The 20,713-nt window shown below is 68.0% G+C and carries 9 protein-coding genes; 5 read left to right on the forward strand and 4 right to left on the reverse strand.

Translation table 11 applies throughout. The features are described from left to right. Positions 1-4: 4 nt before the first annotated feature. Complete coding sequence (locus F3087_RS23105; protein ID WP_223885277.1) at positions 5-1,528, reverse strand: hypothetical protein; 1,524 nt, start codon at positions 1,526-1,528, stop codon at positions 5-7. Between the two features lie 147 nt (positions 1,529-1,675). After that, positions 1,676-2,119 (reverse strand): D-aminoacyl-tRNA deacylase, encoded by a 444-nt coding sequence (dtd, locus tag F3087_RS23110; protein WP_150404140.1) that lies wholly within the window; start codon positions 2,117-2,119, stop codon positions 1,676-1,678. A 249-nt stretch (positions 2,120-2,368) separates the two neighbouring features. On the opposite strand from dtd, the gene F3087_RS23115 reads away from it, so the two are divergent. Next, on the forward strand, positions 2,369-4,888 hold the full coding sequence (locus F3087_RS23115; protein ID WP_150404119.1) for a WXG100-like domain-containing protein: 2,520 nt from the start codon (positions 2,369-2,371) through the stop codon (positions 4,886-4,888). Beyond that, on the forward strand, positions 4,888-5,214 hold the full coding sequence (locus tag F3087_RS23120) for a WXG100 family type VII secretion target (protein WP_150404120.1): 327 nt from the start codon (positions 4,888-4,890) through the stop codon (positions 5,212-5,214). Before F3087_RS23115 ends, F3087_RS23120 begins: the two co-directional genes overlap by 1 nt. A gap of 31 nt (positions 5,215-5,245) precedes the next feature. On the opposite strand, the gene F3087_RS23125 is transcribed toward F3087_RS23120, so the two are convergent. After that, positions 5,246-7,567, reverse strand: a complete 2,322-nt coding sequence (locus F3087_RS23125; RefSeq protein WP_150404121.1) for a serine/threonine-protein kinase — start codon at positions 7,565-7,567, stop codon at positions 5,246-5,248. A 103-nt stretch (positions 7,568-7,670) separates the two neighbouring features. Beyond that, entirely contained in the window at positions 7,671-9,236 is a 1,566-nt protein-coding gene (locus tag F3087_RS23130; protein ID WP_150404122.1) for an amino acid permease, read from the reverse strand. A gap of 181 nt (positions 9,237-9,417) precedes the next feature. On the opposite strand from F3087_RS23130, the gene F3087_RS23135 reads away from it, so the two are divergent. The 3 genes from F3087_RS23135 (at position 9,418) to F3087_RS23145 (ending at position 20,632) form a co-directional block, all read left to right on the forward strand. After that, positions 9,418-10,200 (forward strand): MerR family transcriptional regulator, encoded by a 783-nt coding sequence (locus F3087_RS23135; RefSeq protein ID WP_150404123.1) that lies wholly within the window; start codon positions 9,418-9,420, stop codon positions 10,198-10,200. A gap of 409 nt (positions 10,201-10,609) precedes the next feature. Beyond that, a complete protein-coding gene (locus F3087_RS23140) occupies positions 10,610-10,933 on the forward strand; it encodes a hypothetical protein (RefSeq protein WP_150404124.1) in 324 nt (107 codons plus the stop codon). A 6-nt stretch (positions 10,934-10,939) separates the two neighbouring features. Next, positions 10,940-20,632: a WXG100-like domain-containing protein gene (locus tag F3087_RS23145; protein WP_150404125.1), complete on the forward strand. Its 9,693-nt coding sequence runs from the start codon at positions 10,940-10,942 to the stop codon at positions 20,630-20,632. The last annotated feature ends 81 nt before the right edge of the window (positions 20,633-20,713 follow it).

A 20,713-nucleotide genomic window follows, 5' to 3' on the forward strand; every position in this document is an offset into this window, starting at 1 on the left:
CGGTCTACGGCGTAGTCCGGAAGAACAGCACGCGATCACCGTGCTCGGCGAGCGGGGTGGTCGCGCTGATCTGCCGCAACCCGCTCGACGGGAGATAGGTGAGGTTGGCGAACATCTGGGTGTTGCCGAACGCCGCGCGAAGTTTCGTCTCGTTCGCGCGGTCGGCGTTCAGATCGGCCAGCATCTTGAAGTCCAACGGCGCCAACGGTTTATCCAGCGGCGCCTGCCCCGCCGGCCGGCCGAGCGCGGCGTACTGGGTGGCTGCCCCGTGCTCGTACCAGCACAGCTCGTAGGCGATATGCTCGGTCACCGTGATCGCGGCCACCGGCCAATCCTGGGACAGCCGCCTGGCCAGCGGATGCTTGCCGACCGGCGTCAGCTCCCAGTGCAGGCTCATCACCGTCACCCAGCCGCCGTAGGGCTGATCGATCAGCACCACGTCGTCGCTGAGCTTCTCCGCGGTGTTCACCTCGGCGTCGGTAATCTTCCAATGCTCTTCGCGCTCACCGAGATAGCTCTCCCGATCCAGCGGATAGGCGTCGTCGGTCGCGTACGCGCCGATGATCGCCGCGCGGATCTGCGCGATCGCGTCCGGCACCGGGCAGTACACGCTGAGCGCGCCGAAACTGGTGCCGATCTGCACCGGCATCGACGGCGGGTCCGGTTCCGCGCCGGGCAGCAGCGGCCGCAGCCCGACGAGGGCCAGCTTCCAGTTGATCTCCTCGACGGTCGACAGATCGCCCGAGGACTTGAACAGGATCTGCTGCTGGGTCAGCCGTCCGGCCTGCTCCAGCGTGCGGCAATTGAGCTCGGCCAGCGCCTTGTACGACTTCGGGGTCAGGTCGAGATCTTGAACCCCGCACGCGCGCAACCGGATCGACATACCAGTCGAGGTGAACGCGGAGTACCGCTCGCGATACATCGACAGTGCCTGCTTGCGTGACCGGCCGACCATCAGCGTGCGCAGCAACGTGCTCAAGCTGGCCAGATACTTACCCGAGAGCTCCGGGTTCGCCGCGGCCAGCGCGCTGCGGATCCGCGCCGCCTCCTCGGTCGCCGCGACGGCGGCATCCTGATCGAGGCGGCCCAGCCACACACCGCATTTCGAGAGTCCGTCGGCGCACAGCCCCGCGACCTCCGGATGGATCCGCGCCACCTGCCGGTACGCGTCGCACGCGCGCCGGATGGTGGTGGTGGCGAGTTCCCGGCGACCGCTGTGCCTGGCCGCGAGTTCGACCGAGCGGAGCGCCTCGTTCAGCTCGCCCGCGAGCCGGGCATTCAGTACCTGCCCGGTGGAGAGCAGGCGCAGCCGAATGGCGACGGCCTCCTCGGCCGGCGCCAGCCCGTCCCTGGTCCGGTCGCGTACCGACCCGTTGGTCTTGGTGGCGATGAAGCCCTTCGCCAGCTCGGCGAGCGAGGTGGCCAGTCGCAGATCCGCCTCGATCGAACGATCAAGCGCCGCATACCGATCCGCGGCGACCCGACGCTCCAGCGCGTCCAGATCCATCGCGTCCCTCGTTTCCAGCATGATCCTCCGCTAACCGGCGGCATGGGGCCACCCGCACCTTCTAACGCACGAGTCTGTCACGGTTATCGGCTCGGCGCACCAGGATCCTGCGCGGGGGATGTGGGCAGCGTGTGCTTCGAATCGGCGGCGCGGGCCGCCTGCCGTGGATCACCCCTCCAGCAACAGCGTGACCGGGCCGTCGTTGACCAGCTCGACCTGCATGTGGGCGCCGAATCGCCCGGTCGCGACGGTCGCGCCGAGCTCGCGCAGGGCGTCGGCGAACGCGTCGACCAGCGGCTGTGCGACGGCGCCGGGCGCGGCCGCGTTCCAGGACGGGCGGCGGCCTTTGGCGGTGTCGGCATAGAGGGTGAACTGGCTGACCACCAGGATCGGCGCGGACAGGTCGGCGGCGGAGCGTTCGCCGTCGAGGATGCGCAGCCGCCACACCTTGTCGGCGAGCGTCTTCGCGTTTGCCTCGGTGTCGCTGTGCGTGGCGCCGACCAGGGCGAGCAGTCCGTGGGGCACTCCGGACGCGGCCGGGGCGATCCGGCCGACGATCTCGTCGTCGACGCTCACCTGGGCTGAGCTCACTCGTTGCAGCAGGATTCGCACAGTCATCGATCATGCCGTGCGGGCTCGCGGTGGGTACCGCGGGTCCGTTCCGGCTGCTCGCGATGATCATTCGCTGACCCGGGTGTGATTGATATTGAGCCCGAATTCCGTTGGGCGACACCGCGAGTTCATCCGTGTGCGGTGTCGTGGAGGCCAGTCGACGGGCGAGCGGGTGGAGCATCGATGACCGACGAGCGGACCGAGACCGACAGGGCGACGATGGCCGCCGGCGCGGGCCGGTGAGCGGGGATGGGACTGTATCTGCCCGAGGAGCTGCGCTGGCTGGGCTGGATCGCCGGCGCGACCTGGCCGGACGGCGACGAGAGCGGCATGTGGGAGATCTCGGCCGCCTGGAAGGCCGCGAGCGCTGACCTGACCGCACTGCTGTCCGAGATCGACGCGGCCAAGAGCACGACGATGCGGGCGTATCTACAGGGCGACGGCGCCACCGCCATGGGCGCCACGTTCGACCATTTGCGCACCGGCGACGAATCTTTGGAGTCCCTGGCGCAATTGCTTCAGACCGTGTCCGATTCCACGTTCGACGCGGGCACCGAACTCGAGGCGACGAAGATCAACATCATCGTCTCGCTCGTCTGGCTGGCGCTGGAAATCATTTGGGCTTGGCTGTTTCCGCCGACCGCGCCCGCGGCGGAGGCGGCGGCCATCACCACCACGCGGTCGATCCTGCGGGTGCTCGAGGACAAGCTGGCCGCGCAGATCGGCCGGCTGGCCGCGAAGCTGGGCGCGGCCACCGAGAAGCGCTTCTTCCTGAAGACGCTGGCGTCGGGCCGCCTGGTCGCGCCGACCGCCAAGGGGTGGGGCGTGTACTCGGTGAAGCTGCTGGAGACCGGTGTCACCTCGGCAGGTTTGGACGCCGCCGTACAGCTCGGGCAGATGGCCGCGGGGCATCGCCGGAAGTTCGACGGCACCCAGTTCGGGGTCTCGATTTTCGCCTCGGCCGCAGGCACGTTGCCGTCGCGAGAGTTCGCGCGCTACTTGGGTTTCGGGCTGGACAAGGTGATCGGCGGGCGGAACATCGGGGCGTGGAGCGCCACCGGGCGCGGTGCGTTCATCGGCGCGGCCTCCGGGATCGTCGGCTCGGCCGCGGGGAATCTGGCGGTCGGGGTGGCGACCGGGTCGTGGACGTCGTTCTCCTCGCCCAGTGGATGGGTGGGTGCGGCGGCCAGGGGCGGGTTGGTCGGCGGTGCGCGCGGTGGGTTCACGCTGAAGACGGTGTCGCCGAACGACATACGCCGGTTTGCCTGGGCGAACAAGCCGACGCCTGCCCCGGCTCCGGTCACCAACGGCGGGCGTACTGGGTCGGTCCGGAGTGGTGACGGGTCGGTATCGGTAGCGAATAGTTCAGGGGGGCATTCGAATTCGGGCGGATCGCGGTCGGTGTCGACGGCCTCGGTGTCGAATGGTGGTGGGTCCCAGCACGGATCGCAGTCGAGCGGTTCCAGAGGTGGGTCGCAGCACGGTTCGGAGTCGATCGTGTCCGGCGGTGGGTCGCAAAATGGTTCGCAGTCGGGCGGTTCCGGGCGCGGGTCGCAGCATGGTTCACAGTCCGGTGGCGGTTCGCAGAGCGGTTCGCAGTCCGGCGGGGGATCGCAGAACGGTTCGCACTCGGGTGGGGGTTCGCAGAATGGTGCGCACTCTGTCACGTCCGATGGCGGGTCGCAGCACGGTTCGCAGTCCGGTGGAGGATCGCAGGGCGGTTCACACTCTGGTGCGTCCGGTGGTGGTTCGCAGAACGGATCACATTCGGGTGCGTCCGGCGGTGGGTCCCGGGCGCAGAATGCGCATTCGTTCGGTGGTGGCGGCGACGGGCAGTCCGCCACGTCCAGCCGGTCATCGACGCATGGTGACGGATCGTCGGTGCGGTCTTCGGGTGGATCGTCGAGCAGTGGTTCGGGCCGGACGGATTCCTTTGTGACAGCTCGCGAGTCACCGGGCGGGTCTTCGATCCGTGATTCGACGGGTGGTTCATCGATCCGTGAATCGAACGGCGGTTCCTCGGTGCGTGATTCGGCCGGTGGGTCTTCGAGCCGCGCGTCGGTGGGCAGTTCGTCGGGACGTGATTCGGTTGGTGGAACGTCGGGTCGTGAGTCGACGGGCGGAGTATCGGGTCGTGACTCGGCCGACGGATCCTCGGGCTCCTCACGGAACTCCGGCTCGTTCGTCACCGCGACGGAAACGGGTGGCGCAGAAGGAAGCCCGCCGCCATCCGTCCGCAGTAGCACCGCCAGCGTCGAGCCGCCGACCTCATATCAGTCGTCGGTCGACGGCGGGTGGACGCCGCCCGGTGGCAGTGTCCACGGGTCGTCGGGTGGCAGCGGGCACGGGTCGCCGCCCGGTGGCAGCGTCCACGGATCATCGACCGGCGCGCCGAGCGTCGCGAGCCATCCGTCGGGTTCCTCGTCGTCGACGCACAGCGGCTCGAGCTCGTCCTCGAACCAGAGCGGCTCTGGCACAACCGGTTCCACCGGAACATCGGGCTCACGACCGTCGTCGTCGGGCAGCGGCGGATCCGAACCGGATCGACCGGCCCCGCGTCCGGATCCGAATGCCTACCTCGGCCCGGGCAAGGACATGAAGGCAAAGACCCGGCCGAAACAGATCATCGACTGGGGCCCGATGCCCGCGCCGTTCAAGGTGCCCACCGCCCCGACGGCCGAGCACTGGATACCGGAGGCCGCGGAACCAGAGGCGGCACCGGAGGTCGATGTGCCGTTCACCATGACCGATGAGGAGAAGAAGAAATAATGCCGAAGTTCGAGGTCGACACCGATCAGCTCCGCACGGCGGCGAATCACGCGGCCGGCATTCACGACCGAATCGACGGCGTGCTCACCACCCTGGAGTCCAAGCTGGGTGCGACAGGTACTCCGTGGGGCAAGGACAGTTTCGGGAAGAAGTTCGCCGATGGCGAGAAGGGCTACCTCGCCGCACGCACCAACCTGCTCCAGGGGATCGGCGGAATCTCGGGGACGTTCGGTGCGATCGCCGACGGCCAACGCGATGCGGCGGGCCTGATCGATGGGCAGGAAACCAACAACACCCACTCGTTCGGCAAGCGCGACAAACCCTGACCGAATCGCAATGGCGGACGAACTCCGTTTCCTACCAGAGGGATCGGGGCCGAATATCGTTGGCCAGATCGATCAGCGCATAGCGGTGCAGCCGATTCTGTGTCGTCCGCGCGACTGCCCGGAGGACCGATTCGAGTCCACCACGCAGGCCGTCCTCGGTATAGCGAAATCCGAGGATCGTGGTGCGCCCCTCCGGTTTTCCACCTCGGTTCAGCCAGGCCAGCGCGGCGCTCAATACGGTCGCCTGCAACTGCATCAGTCGTGGCTCGTCCGGGAGCGCGTAGAGGTGTGCGGCCGCAGCGTCGAGGTCCGTTTGCGTCAGCTCGGTGACCGGCCGGGTGACCAGCAGCAGGCACGCGGTCATTCGCGCCGCGTTGTGATGCCGCGAGGAATCCGGCACCTGCTGCAAGGTGGAAACGGCGGTGGCTACATCGCCGTCGACGGCAAGCCTGCGCGCCAGGCCGAATGCCGCGCTGGCCACGCCGCGGGTGTTTCGCCAGACCGACCGGTAATACTCCGTCGCCGCCTGCCGCCATTGATCCGGCCCGTCCGGATTCGAGTCCGTCTGGAGTAAGAGTTCAGCGGTCGCGGCCAGCGCCAGCAGCGGCGCGATCTCACCCGGAACCATCGAGTGCACGCGATCGAAATGCTCGTAGGCCTGCGCATAGTCGGCGCAGGACAGTTCCGCGATACCGGTATACCAGTCGATGCGCCAGTCCGCGGGATATGCGGGCAGCAAGCGCGCGAGACTTTCCCGGGCCTGCTCCACCTCGTCCAGGTCCAGATGCGCCCGGACCGCGGCCAATGTGCCTTCCAGATCGAAGGTTTCGGGTGTGCCGATCGCTCCCGCGTGCATGTCGGCGGTGCTCTGTCGCAGTGTGTCGAGTGTCTGCTGCGGATCGCCGTGGAGCAAGGGAGACAACAGCTCTGCGCTCGGATCCTCGCTGTCGATCAGCGGGACAGGTAGTGCGGCAACGACACTCGGTGGGTCGAGCATCGGCACCTGACGTGCACCCTCGAACACCCCCTCGGTCTGCCGAATCACCGTATCGATGCCGAAATCACCACGCGGCGAACCGAATACCGCCGAAGTCTGCGGATACTCCCGGTTCGTATCCTCGGCGAGTACCGCGCGCAGCACGCCCGCGAGCTGGCGGTACATCGCATACGCAGACGGAAAGCGTTGTGCCGGATCGGGATCGGTCGCCCGCAACAGCAGGCGCTCGAAGACGGGATAGCGGCGCAGCACCGGTTCCTCGTCGGCCGACGGAATTCCGGGGAGTTTCGGCCCCTGCCGTTCGGTCGGCATATTCAGCGTCAACGCGGCCAATGTCCGTCCGACCGTGTGGATATCGGAGGCGACGGTCGGACCGGTGCTGGTGAACTCGGGCGCCTGATATCCCAGGGTGCCGTAAAGACTGCCGCCGGATTCCCTGGCCGCCACCGCGCCGAGGTCGATGAGTTTGACCTCGTCCTCGGTGACCATGATGTTGTCCGGTTTCAGATCGTTGTAGGCCAGGCCGAACGAGTGCAGATAATCCAGTGCGGGCAGCACCTCCATCACATAGGCGATGGCCTCGGCCACCGGGATGTGTTCGGGGGCGCGCAGATCGAGCATTTCCTTCAGCGATTGCCCGCCTACGTACTCCATCACGATGTATCCGCACGGAATTCCGTCGGCCGACCGATGTTTGACGAAGTTGAAGATCTTCACGATCCCCGGGTGCGCCATTTCCGACAGGAACTGTCGTTCGGCCAGCGCGACCACGTGGGCCTCGAAGTCGAGCGGATTCTGCAAACCTTTCAGGACCACCCAGCGGTCGCTGACATTGCGGTCGCGGGCGAGGAATATCCAGCCCATGCCGCCGTAGGCGAGGCAGCCCTGCACCTCGTATTGGTCGGCGATCAGATCGCCGGGGGCCAGCAGCGGCCGGAAGTTGAACGGCGATCCGCAATTCGGACATTTCCCCGAAGTCGGCGCGTATCCGTCGCCCGCCGAGCGGCCGACGGGCTTCTGGCATTTCCAGCAGAACCGTTTCTCTTCGGGTACTTCGGGATTACGCAGGATCGCGGTCGCGGGGTCGACCTGCGAAACTCGGGGCAGGTCGACGAGTCCCGCGCTGAGCCGGCGAACACTGGGCCGGGACCGGACACTGCGTTCGGAACCGGGTTCGGCTTCCAGTGATAGCGAATCGTCCTGATCCGGCAGCCACGGAGTGGTTTCGGCCGGCGATACTCGTCGGGTAGCCCACGGATTCTGCGCGCGGTATGCCAATTCTCCGAGATCCTCGGTCAGTGTGGTCGACTGCGCAGCCGGGCGAATGTCCTCGGAGCCACTGAAGTGTTCCGGCATTCGACCCTCTCAGCACCAACGCGTTCGACATGGGGCCGAACCCGCACCGCTCCGCGACACCGGTGGACAACCGTTGTGGCGGAGCGGGCGGAACAGGTCGGCCTTATCGCGATTCTGCCTCATTGTTCGTTGCGGTGTTGTTGCTTGTGCCGGATATATCGGCGATACGCGGATCGCGGTGTTCCATCGGCCGCTCGGCGACCACGGGGAACGCGCCGGTGAAGCCTTCGCGCAGGGCCGCGAGGTGCATGACCCGGCCGCGGGCGAAGAACCAGCCCAGGATCATGGCCGGGACCATGATCACCGCCATCGCGATCACCGCGCCGCGTTGTACCTCGCTGCCGCTGAACAGCATGAGCACGACTACCGCGGCCAGGAAGACCAGCGTCGCGATGCTCGTGTACGGGGCACCGATCAGCCGGAAGGACGGACGCGCCATCTTGCCTTCGGTGGACCAGCGCCACAGCTTGAGCTGGCAGAGCACGATCGCCGCCCACGCGGTGATGGTGCCGAGTGCGGACATGTTCAGCACGATCTCGAAGGCCTTGTCCGGGACCAGCGCGTTGAGCCCGACCCCGATCAGCGCGACCGCGCCGGTGGCGAGGATGCCGACGTAGGGCACGCCGCGCCTGGACATCAGCCCGGCCATCGCGGGGGCGCTGCCGTTCATCGACATCGAGCGCAGGATGCGCCCTGTCGAATACAGCCCGGCGTTGAGGCTGGAGAATGCCGCGGTCAGCACGACCAGGTTCATCATGGTGCCCGCGCCGCCGACACCGATCTTGGAGAAGAAGGTGACGAACGGGCTCTCGCCGGACTTGAACGCGGTGTAGGGCAGCAGCAGCGACAGCAGCACCAGCGACCCGACGTAGAACAGCGCGATGCGGGCGATGACCGAGTTGATCGCGCGCGGCATGATCTTTTCCGGGTTCTCCGCCTCACCGGCGGCGGTGCCGATCAATTCCACTGCGGCATAAGCGAAGATGACGCCGGTGGTGCACAGCACGATCGGGATGATGCCGTTCGGGAGCAGGCCGCCGTGCTGGCTGATCACGCTGATTCCGGTGCTGTTGCCCTCGATCGGGCGCCGCCCGGCCAGGAAGATGGTGCCGACGATGAGGAAGCCCACCAGCGCGACCACCTTGATCAGGGCCGCCCAGAACTCCATCTCGCCGAACCAGCGCACCGAGACCATGTTGATCGCGACCACCAGGGCCAGCGCGACCAGCGCGATGGTCCACTGCGGAATCACCTGCATGCTGCCCCAGTAGTGGACATAGGTGGCGATCGCGGTGATGTCGACGATGCCGGTCATACACCAGTGGAAGAAGTACATCCAGCCGACGCCGAAGGCCAGCTTCTCGCCGTAGAACTCGCGAGCGTAGGAGACGAACGAACCCGAGGACGGGCGATGCAGGATCAGCTCGCCCAGGGCCCGCAGGATGAAGAACACGAAGATGCCGCACACGGCGTACGCCAGGAAAAGCCCTGCCCCAGCGTCTTTCAGTCTGCCGCCGGCGCCTAGGAACAGTCCGGTGCCGATCGCGCCGCCGATGGCGATCATCTGCAATTGACGTGGACGCAGCGCCTTGTGATAACCCGCGTCCTCGGCGTGCAGGGCCCGCGAAGCGGGCTCCTGCGTCTGTACGGGAGGTCGAACGATGGTCATGCCTGGGCCTTTCATGTGACGGCAGTCATATCGCTCAGTAACGTACCGTTGTTTAACGGCACGTTCAATAGATGTACATGGTTGTCATCTCATGAAATGTGATCGTCATCTGGCCGAGTCGACCGGCTATCGAGCGGCAATCATTCGGTCAGCGCAGGTTTCGGTGTGGTTTCCTTGAGGTATGGCAGCAGGTACGGAATTTACGATCGATGAGCTGGCGCGTGAGGCCGGCACGACCGTGCGAAGCCTGCGCGTCTATCACGAGCGTGGCGTGCTGCCGCCGCCGCAGGTGAAGGGGCGCACCGGGTTCTACGGGTCCGACCATCTCAACCGGGTGCGCACCATCGGCCGGTTGCTGGATCGGGGCATCAAGCTGAACGGGATCAGGGAACTGCTCGAGGCCTGGGATCGCGGCGACGACCTCGGTGACATCCTCGGCGTCCCCGAACCGGAGGCGCTCGATCATGCCGGCGCGGCGGCCGAGTTCGATGCGCCGAGTGATTCGGGCGCGGGCGCTGCTGTCAGTGAAATGGTCGTTGCCGCAACAGAACTCGCCGATCGGTACCGTGATGTGCCGCACGGTCTCGCCCGGGTTGTCGCGACCGGAATGTATGAGCCGCTCGATGCCGCCACCTATGTCGTGGCCGACCAGCAGCTCGTCCGGATCGCCGAGCAATTGGCGGCGTCGGGGGCGGCGCCGGCGCAGATTCTGGACGAGGTCGAGCGGTTGCGGGGGGATTGCGATCGCATCGCCCGGCGCTTCGTCGACGTGTTCGAGCGGACCGCCTGGCAGTCGTTCCGGCAGTCGGGGCGCACGCAGGCGGATCGGGCCGAGCTGGCCGATCGTGTGCTCGCTGCCCGGGTTGTGCCCGGTCAGGCGGCGGCCGAGCTGGTCAACCGTTTCGTCGCGCACTACCTGAACCGCGATATCGCCGAGCTGGCCGAAGAGCTGCCCGGTCTGTAGGCGAGGATGGTCGGCGTCCACGCCGCGAACCTTGCCGCTAGACAGCGGCACGTTTCTTGATGTAACGTTTTAGACGGGATCCGGGGGCATGCACAAAGCGACGCCAATCTGCGCATGCCCTCGGAACCTGGCCTCTCGAACAGGCGCCCGCCGACTCCCCGCGGCACACCGGCCGAAGTAGCTGATGTTGTGCGCGGTTGAGCTTCCCGTAGCGCCCCCGCCGGCCGAACATCAACGCGTATAGCACATTTCGCGAGGTGAACGGCCAGGTGTACCCGCATGTTGTCTGTAACTGTCGCGGCACTTTCCGTTCATGTGCGAGCAACAGGCGAGTTGCTATGGACTGTCATCGTCGAATGCGTACAGCTGATGTGGGTGCGGGGGACCGCACATACGCGGAGGGAACGCGGTGGCGGACAAAGTCCAGTACGACTCGGATCTGTTCTTCAAGGCAGCGAAGAAGACCGGGGACGCGCGCGACCGAATCAACACGGTGCTGCACACCCTGCAGGCGTCGATCAACGCGCGCGGAAACCCTTGGGGCAACGACACACTCGGCCGCAACTTCGCCAACGGTGCGGACGGGTCCGGCGGTTACACTTCCTCGCGGGACAACATGATCACCGGCGCGCAGAACATCGCTGGCTCGCTCGACAACTTCTCGACCGGTCAGACCAAGAGCGCCAAGCTGCTCGAGCAGATGGAACACGGGAACCGCGACGGTTTTCGCTGATCCACCATGATCGAACTGCCGGGCTTCCTGGAGTGGCTCGAGCCGATCGTCGGCATGGAGTGGCCCGAGGGCAACGAAGATCAGATGTGGGCCCTGGCCCAGGACTGGCACACCGCCGCCGCTGATCTGCGCACCATCCTCACCGATATCGACGCGGCGAAAAACGCCTCGCTGACCGCCTATCCGGTCGGCGAGGGGGTCGAGGAGATGATCAAGGGCTTCGACAGCATGCGCTCCGGCGACGGTTCGGCGAAGGACCAGTCGCTGAACAAGCTGGCCGAGCTCTTCGACCAGATCGGCGAATCCGCCAACGGCGTCGGCACCGAGATCGAGTACGCCAAGCTGATGTACTGGTCGTCGCTGGGCCTGCTGGCCGGCGAACTCGCCGCGGCCTGGCTGTTCCCGCCGACCGCGCCCGCGGTCGAGGCGGCCGCGATCGGGATCACCCGGATCGCGGTACGGGTCATCGGTGAACGGGTGGTCTCGGCGATCATCCGGCACGCGGGCAAGCTCGTGGCGTCGAAGCTCGCGAAGTTCCTGCTGCGGCACGTGGCGATCGATACGATGCTCGGCACGTTGCAGGAGCTCGGCGTTCAGCAGTGGCAGGTGGACCACGGCCACCGCAAATCGATCAACTGGGACCAGGTCGCGGTCACCGCGGTCAGTTCGGCCGCGGGCGGAGCCGCCGCCGGCCCGTTCGGCGACTGGCTCGGCCACCGGCTGAGCTCGGAGATGAAGCCGTGGATGCGGGCCGCGATCACCGGCCCGGCCGCCGGATTGGTCGGTGCGGGTGCGGGTTTCGTCGCCGCCACCGGCACCCAGTTCGGCATCGACGCCGCCCGCAACGGTGTCGGCGATGCCTGGAACAACCTGAAGAACACCCAGGTCGACTGGCGGATGTTCACCGCGGGCGCATCGAACGGCGCGATGTCCGGCCTGAACAAGGTTGGCGCGCAGCATGCCTGGGGAAACATGCGCCCGGACCTGTTCGGCAGACCCAGTTTCGGCGACCGTTTCGAAGACGCCGTCCACCCGTCCGGCAACGGAGCGAATTCGACCGACGGCACCGGGTCCGGGCCTCGGGCGGGCGGAGACGGTAGCGGCCGGGGCACGACCGGTGACGGCGCAGCGACCAGGCCGGCCGGAGTTGCGGATGCCGCGGGCAACGGACGTGCCGGCGGCGATACTGGTACCCGGCAGACGAACGGGGTCAACGGCCAGAGTTCAGGCGACGGCGCAGGGGCCGGCAATAATCGCGGATCGAGTGATGGCCGGAATTCGAGCGATGCCGACGGGTCTCGCGAGAGCCGCGGGTCGGGCGATGGCCGGAATTCGGATGGCGCCAACGGGTCCGGTGAGAATCGTGGGTCGGGCGATGGCCGGAATTCGAGCGAAGGCGACGGGTCCGGCGAGAACCGGGAGTCGAGCGACGGCCGAAATTCGGATGCCGTCAACGGGTCTGGCGAGAATCGTGGGTCGGGTGATGGCCGGAATTCGAGTGATGCCGACGGATCGAGCGACGGCCGGGGGCCGGGTGACGGCCGGAATTCCGCTGAGACCAACGGATCCGGTGAGAGCCGGGGCGCACGTGACGGCGAGGGCACCGGCGAGGCCGGGAGCCGAGCGGGCGACGCGGCGGCCAAGGATGCGGGCCTGGCAGGCGACTCCGCGGCGCATTCCGATGGCGACGGTCAGGGCCGGACTGGCGACGGCAGCTCCCGATCGGTCGACAACGCCGGTTCGAGCACGGATCGTGCTGCGGCGCATGCTGATTCCGGCGATGCCGCGACCAAGCGGGCGGGGATGGCGCCGGAAGCGGACGCCGTACACGGTGCGGGTTCCGACGGCCGGATCGACGCGACATCCACTGGCAGTGACCCGGTTGTGGTCCGTAACGTCGATGGCGGACCGGTCGCCAACACGCCGATTCATCCGACGCCTGCTGGGAATCCGGGTACTCCACCCGCCCATCCGACCTCGGCCAACCCGGCCGCCGGCGAAAGCCGCAACACCCCAGCATCTTCCAGTACGCCTCGCCCGGCCGCCGCGGATGTACGCGCGCACACCGGATCGGATGCCCCCCGCACCGAGCAGCAGCGCGCCGGAAGCCCGGACAGCCGTCCGGCGGGCGATACCCGACCGCCCACCGATCGTCCCCGGGCGGGCGACGCCCGCGGTGACGGAACCGCCCCGCGCACCCGTGACTCGGGTGGTACCGGCGTAGCGGACTCGCGCGCCCGCGGCGCCGATCATCAGTCGACGCTGCAATCGGGGTCGAGCGGCGAGCAGCCGCCGCGCGCCCGCTCGAGCGTGGACGGGACCGCCGAGACACGACAGTCGGCCGATTCCGACGCGCCGCGGTCGACCGACAACTCGCACACTGACGGCCCGGCACCACTCGACCTGGCCGGTCTGCTGCCGCTCGCCGCCGCGCCGGCCGCAGACGCCGCACCGCGGGCGGAACATCGCACCACACAACCGGATACCGCCGCGGCCGCCGATCCCGACCACGCCACGACGCGACCGGATCCCTCGGACATCGACCGACAGCGCGACTGCGCGGTCCGCAGCCTCGAACTCATCCGTCGGATCACCGGCAGCGACGTGATCGACGTGCCGACCCGGGAAGTCGGCCTGGACGGTGTATCGCAGAGCGAAATCGAGCAGGCCGCTCACGCACCGCTGCGAGACGTCGAGAACCACAACGAGATTCGCGACGCGCTGATGTACGAGACTCGGCCGGACGGCAGTTTCGTGCTGGACGCCGACGGCAACCGGATCGAGCGTCCCGACGGGGTGGCCGCGCTGGTGATCGACGTCTACGGCAAGTCCGACGAGCACAACGTCGGCGCGCACGCCTACGTGCTGGTCAAGGAGAACGGCGAGATCGTCGTCCGCGATCCGGTCCTGGGCCTGCCGCACGGCTTCCCGCCGGTCCCGCCCGGCGGCGACTATCCGGTGCGGCTCACCCGCACGATCCTGTTCGACGAGAACGGAATTCCGCAGCAGCACGCGGATTCCGGCCTGCCGCCACGGGATCCGGCGTTGCACGAGGTCGGGGTCGGACACCGGCCACCGGACGGTGAACCGGTCGAACCGGCGTCGGGTTCGGACGGGGGTGGCAAGAAGCCACCGGAACTACCGCCGCCCGCCTCTCCGGACGATCCCGGCGGCGAATCGAATACTCACCGCGACAACGACTCCAGTGCTCCTTCGGTACTGGAACCGGATTCGGTGGTGCTCGCCGAAGACACTCACCCGCACACGCTCGACATCGACGGCGAGCAGGTACCCCTGGCGCTGCATCCGGATGGCGAGGATCGCTGGCGCGCGGTCCCGGCCAGCGACGGGGAACCGCCTGCACGGCAAGAGGGTTCGGGCGAGGTCGAGAAGAAGTCGCCGGTTCGTCGTGCGTGGGAACGCATTCGAGACCGGATCTACGTCCGCGGCTACGAGGGCGACAACCCCAAGTATCCGTCCGGGTCCGGCGAGGACGGCCGCGGTCAGACCGCGCTGCGGGACGGCGTGGCCAACGCGCCGCACCTGTTCGACCAGCCGCCCACCCCGGCTCCGGTCCCGCACGTGCCGCATTCGCCGGACGTTCCGCACGTGGGTCCGGCGCCGGACTCATCGGACAAGGCGCCCAACGTCGCTCGCATCCTGAAAGAGGGCGCGACGATCTGGAAGAACCGCGAACACCTGCCGATCCTGGGCCAGCTGTCCGGGCGGACCCCCGATATCGCGGGCGATTTCGTGGCGCCGCGCACCGCGGACGGCGAGGAGTACCGCTTCTGGGTCAGCGACGCCGACCCGGATCTGGTGCGCGAGACCATCACAGACCTCTTCGAGGTCAGCCAGATTTCGGCGGAAGAGGCCAGGGCAGTCCTGGAAGACGCGCTCTCGGTGTCCGATCCGGAGCAGCGGCAGCGGATCGTCGACGACATGGAGCGGCTGGGCCTGGTCTCCGAGGACGAGGCGCGGGCGCTCGAGCAGGAACCGCCGGCGCACCCGGATCCCACGCCGGACCCGGATGGCCCACCGCCCGAACACGAGTCGCTCTCCGAGCTGGCCGACCGGCTCGGCTTCGACCTGCCCGACGAGGACCCGGCGACGGTACGCCGGGCCATCGACGAGCAGGAGTACCGCGCGCTGCGTGAGGCCGCGGCGATCGAAGGCCTCGCCGACGCGCACCGGCGATACAACGAGGAGCAGACCCGGCCGTACACCAGAGAGGATGTGGCAGGCCAGGATTCGCGTCCCGCCCTCGACGAAGGGGAACAGCGTCGTCGCCCCGGCGAACTCGACGGACCCGACCAGCGTCGCCACGCCGAGGAGGACGAGGACCTCTACTTCGACGAGGACGAGTTCGACGACGATCCCGGCCGCCGACCGGTCCGCCAGGGCGAACCGGATCCGGCAGGACGGCCGGTCCCGTACTCCGACCAGGTCAGCTTCTTCGACGACAACCCGATGGGTCGCTTCCTCAAGGAGCTCAACGCGGCCTTCGACGGTTCGACCGGGGTGCAGAACTACACGCCGGTCGGCAACGGCGCGGACCCGCTGAAGGAGTGGGGTGATATCGGCCCGAACGATCCCGAGCTCGGCCGGGATCAGGGGCCGCGGGCCTACTTCGAACACGCCCTGCGTCGCGACCAGCTGCGCGATGAATTGTCCACCTGGGCACAGATGTTCGGCCTCGACATCGACTCGGTCACCACGCAGCGGATCGATGAGCTCCGGGCCGCGAACCAGGCGCGCGCGGACCGGGTCGCCGAATTCGCCGACGCCGCCGAATTCCGCGTGCATCCCGAATCCGACGATCAGCCGCCGATCGGCGAACCGTTCGGCGACCAGGTCATGCGGATTCCGGTCGGCGAGGATGTGCCGGACCGGCTCGTCGTCATCGACGGACCACAGGACCGGGCTGCCGCGCTCGCCCGCGTGCTGGCCGACCACCCGGACCTCGCGCAGGCGGTGAATCGTGGTGACGTTCAAGTCGATTACCACAAGGCGCGCACTGATCGGAACGGTCATATCCATCTCGAACCGGTCGATACGCCCGACGTCTATCACCATCGCGAGACCATCGACGGGCGCGATCTGGCGGTAACCCTGTTGCGCGACAAGGACGGTCAGTGGCGGCCGGTCGTGCTCGACCACGCCGACGTCCCGCACACCGAGCCGTCGGCGGCGGACGCGCCGCCGCCACCGCCGCGCCCGCGCGCCGAAGTGCTCGCCGATCTGGTGGATCTGGCGCGGAGCCTCGGGCTGCAACCGGAGGCGTTGCACCCGGATCGGCTGGCGCAGACGATCGCGGATATGAAGCTGGACAACGCCGTTCGGGCCGGGCAGATCGAGGCGCTGGCCGACTTCGCCCGCTCGATGAACGACATCTCGTCCTTCAACGACATCGGCGACGCGCGCAGTCAGCTCGCCACCCGCCTCGGCATCCCCGAGGCGGAGCTGACCCCGCAACGGCTCGCCGAGGCACTGACCGACAACTCATTCCGAAATGCGTTGCGTGCCCAGCAGATCGGCGACCTCGTCGCCTACGCCAAGCAACTGCGCGACCTCGACCCGGCCGCGTTCGTGGCCGCACGCGACCAACTGGCGAAGCGGCTCGGCGTCGAGCCGTCGGAACTCTTCCCGCCGAAATACACCAAGAACGACGCGGGCCGGCTGGTGCACGGGTCGGACTCGAACAGCCTGGACCCGAAGAAGCTGCGCAAGCTGCTCGCGCAGATGGAACGCGACGGCAAGCACGACCTGCTGAAGAACGCGCTCACCGAGTACGCGAATTCGCTGATCAAGAGCGATCCCTATGCCGACGTGCCACGCGGTGATCTGTCCGCCGACCCGCGGGTCACCGGTGAGCCTCCGATCCACGATCCCGAGGCGATCCACGCACTGCGCGACATCATCCGCGACGCAATGGATTCCGGCGATTCGCTCGACTTCGGGCAGACCCTCGCCGAGCATCCGCGCCGGCCCGACGGCGACGGCACCTGGGATCGCGACAGCGATCCCGAGAGCGACCGGCCCGACCCCAACCGGGACTGGTCGCGGCTGGTCGGCGTCGATCTCGCCGACGCCGACGACGCGACGTTCCGCAAGGTGTACGAGGCGTACCGCGACGGCAAGATCGAAAAGCACGAGGGGCTGACGCCCACGGAGCTGGCCGCGGAAATCGCCAAGATGCGCGACGAGGTCCGGCAGCGTGCGGCGCGGATCCGCGAACTCGCCGACCTGGCGGAGCAGTTCTACCGGGCGCCGGAGCAACTGCCGGCGGGCGATCACACCGGACACCCCGACGCCGGACACCCCCGGCCCGAACTGGGTGGGCCCGACGAGGACGGCCCAGCCGCCTCCTCGACCCCCACCGAGCCGCCACCCCGTCGGCCAGGATCAGGCGGCGCCGCCCAGCGCCCGGCGATCGAGGGCCAGCAGCCCGGTGCGCGGGACGGTTCCACCGATGACACGGTGCGGCAGCCGAATTCGCAACAGCGCCCGGACGACCCGGGTAACCGGACGAAGACACTCGAGGAGCCGCCGAGCACCGAACCCAAGGCACACGACGATCGGCCGAGTGCGGATACCAGGCCGGATCCGCGTTCACGGATCGACGAGGCGCTGGCACGCGAGCTCGCCGCGCTGGACGAATCGCATCAGCGTCATACCGAAGCCGCCGACGCCGAGTTGCAGCGGACGCTCGACCGTCTGGAGCAGATCGGCCAAGATCTGGACAAGCCGCTCGACCTGCATGACATTGTGCCGGAGCCCGATTCGGTCGACCCGCGTTCGCGGATCGATGACGCGGTGGCGCGTGAGCTGGCGGCACTGGACGAGTCGTACCGGCGGCATTCGGACGAGGCCGATGCCGAGTTGCGGCGAGTGCTCGATCACCTCGAACAGATCGGCCGCGATCTGGCTGCGCGACTCGAGCCGCAAGGCGTTGCGCCGGAGCCGGATTCGACGCATCTGCCGTCACGGATCGACGAGGCGGTGGCGCGTGAGCTCGCCGCGCTGGACGAGTCGTATCGGCGGCATTCCGCGGAAGCCGACGCCGAATTGCAGCGGACGCTCGACCGTCTGGAGCAGATCGGTCGCGACCTGGCCGGTCGGCTCGAGTCGCAAAGTCCCGCAACGGATCCCGATTCAGCGAACCAGGCCACCCGGATCGATGCCGCACTGGCCCGCGAATTGGCAAAGGTGGACGAGGCCTACCGCCGGCACGCGGACCAGGCCGACGCCGAACTGCGCCGCGTGCTCGACCACCTCGAGCAGATCCGCACCGATCTCGCAGCCCAGAGCGAACACCAGCAACTCATGGCGAACCTCGAGGCGGCGCACCGCGAAATGATTGCCAAGTTCGACGAACTCGACCGCCCCGCCGCCGACGGCCCAGACGAGAACCCACCGCCAACCACCGCCCTGCCACAGAACCCACCCTCGGATCCGAACAGCTCAGCGCCCCGCGAACCAGCTACGGCCCTGGACCCTGTCACCGGCCACGACCGCTCAGACGAATCCGTACGCGCACCAGAGCAAGAGCGATCAACTGACTCCGAATCGCCAACCAGTAGGGAACCTGAATCCGGACTCGAACAGTCGCCTCCGCACGACCCGGTACTGACGGGTAAAAACCTTCCGACGTCGGAAGATGTTGGCACACATACGAAGCAGACCGGCGAGAGCATCCCGCCGGAACCCATTACAGAAACCAACGAGTCGCCTACCCGCAGGCTCGAATCCACCGATGAGTCCGCCCCGAAGCAGGAAACCGACGACGCGGATCCGCACACAATCCGGCGAGACGACGGTGACCTGCCGGAATCCGACGCAAGCACGGAGCATCGAGTCCCGCGCGAATCGGAGTCGGCAGAGGAACCCACGCCGAACCTCGAGGCCGGTGACGTTGGCGAGCATACGAATCGGCAGGACGATGGCAACTCGCCGGAATCCAGCGTGAGTACCGAGCATTCAGTGCCGCGCGAGGAGTCTGCGCCGAAGCCCGTAACGGGCGAGGGGCGTGTGCACCCGAATCGGCGAGACGGTGGCGATCCGCCAGAGTCAGAGCAGTCACCGTCCCGTCAGCCGGAGTCGGCGCAGGAGCCGGCGCCGAAGCCCGAGACCGGTGACGTTGGTGCGCACTCGAATCGGCGAGAGGGTGGTGACCCGTCGGAGTCCGAGCAGTCACTTCCGCGTCGGCCGGAGTCGACGGTGGAGCCCGCGCCGAAGTCCGAGGCTGGTGACGCTGGTACGCGTACGAATCGGCGAAATGGTGCCGCCCCATCGGAGTCGGAGCAGTCACCTGCGCGTGAGCCCAAGTCGGCGGAGGAGTCCGGGCCGAAGCCCGAAGGTGGTGACAGCGGCGGGCGGGCGACTCGTGGTGATGGTGGTGATCCGCCTGATTCCGCTGACGGACAACGGGATTCGCGGCCGCCGCAGTTGCCTGGTCGGGCACTGAGGTCGCATATTCCGCATCCGCCGCGGGACTACGAGTTCGAGTTCCCCGAGCCGGTGGATTCCGCGCCCATCCCGTGGCCGGTGCCGGACCCGCAACCCCCGGTAGAACCGCCGCATCCGCCCACTCCGCCGGTGCCGCCGCGCCCTCCGGTGCCGCCACGGATACCGCCGACGCCGCCGCACGTGCCGACCCCGCCGCATGTCCCGACGCCGCCGCACGTGCCGACCCCGCCGCACGTGCCAACGCCGCCGGTGCCACCGAATCCGCCGGAGCCGCCACATATCCCGGTGCCACCGATCCCGCCGGTTCCGCCGCATATTCCAGTGCCGCCGAATCAGCCAGTGCCACCGCATATCCCAGTCCCGCCGAATCCGCCAGTGCCACCGCATATCCCGGTCTCGCCGAATCCGCCGGTCCCACCGAATCCGCCGGTGCCACCGAATCCGCCGGTCCTGCCGCCCGTGCCGCCCGTGCCGCCCGTGCCGCCGAATCTGCCCGTCCCGCCGGAACTGCCGACGGACCCGCCAAATCTGCCGGAGCCGCCGCACATCCCGGCGCCACCGATCCCGCCGGTGCCACCACACCTGCCGGTTCCGCCGAACCTGCCGGTCCCACCACAGATTCCGACACCACCCCATCCGTCTCCGGGAGGCCCGGTCCCACCCGGAACCTCCGTGCCGCCGAATCTGCCACCAGGCGTAACGATTCCACCGATTGATCAGCCGGGATCCTCCCTGCCGCCATGGACGCCCATGCCACCTATGGGCGGACCAGGGCCAGGCGGCAACGGCCACCGCAATGGCGGCAACGGTCACGGCCGACGCGCCTACACCGGCGAAAATGGCGGCTCCACAACGATTGTCGTGCGTCCATACGTCGGCTACGGCGTATGGGCCGAATTCGACCCGATCACCGGCGCACTGCGCGCGACGCCCGGCGGTGCGAACCAGCTCGGCGGTGTCTATGCCGAGCTCGGCGAAGTCCCGGTGGTGCTCTACCGGCAACACGGCAGGTTGGGCCTGCGGGTCGGGAACCGAGACATCGATCTCGACGGCCCGGTCACCATCGACTGGTATCCCCACGATCGCCGCAACACCAGGTTCGTGGTCAGCGTCGCGGGCGTCCCCGCCTTCGACGTCATCTACCGTTCCGTCCCCGCCGACGGAGACCTCGGCCTGCTGGTCCGCGACGTCCTCGCGGACCCCGCCCGCCGCGCCGCGATCTTCGCCTGACCACGCGAGACTGTGACATCGAACAGCAGGTAACCGGCGCTTTTGTGCACTGTGCCCGGTAGATCTGACCGCTGTTGCCAC

Source organism: Nocardia colli (genome assembly GCF_008704205.1).
Lineage (GTDB): Bacteria > Actinomycetota > Actinomycetes > Mycobacteriales > Mycobacteriaceae > Nocardia > Nocardia colli.

Bases quoted from the DNA above. Each gene is read 5' to 3' on its own strand.
- F3087_RS23105 (WP_223885277.1), bottom strand. From the start codon at position 1,528: ATGCTGGAAACGAGGGACGCGATGGATCTGGACGCGCTGGAGCGTCGG.
- F3087_RS23115 (WP_150404119.1), top strand. From the start codon at position 2,369: ATGGGACTGTATCTGCCCGAGGAGCTGCGCTGGCTGGGCTGGATCGCC.
- F3087_RS23120 (WP_150404120.1), top strand. From the start codon at position 4,888: ATGCCGAAGTTCGAGGTCGACACCGATCAGCTCCGCACGGCGGCGAAT.
- F3087_RS23125 (WP_150404121.1), bottom strand. From the start codon at position 7,567: ATGCCGGAACACTTCAGTGGCTCCGAGGACATTCGCCCGGCTGCGCAG.
- F3087_RS23130 (WP_150404122.1), bottom strand. From the start codon at position 9,236: ATGACCATCGTTCGACCTCCCGTACAGACGCAGGAGCCCGCTTCGCGG.
- F3087_RS23135 (WP_150404123.1), top strand. From the start codon at position 9,418: ATGGCAGCAGGTACGGAATTTACGATCGATGAGCTGGCGCGTGAGGCC.
- F3087_RS23145 (WP_150404125.1), top strand. From the start codon at position 10,940: ATGATCGAACTGCCGGGCTTCCTGGAGTGGCTCGAGCCGATCGTCGGC.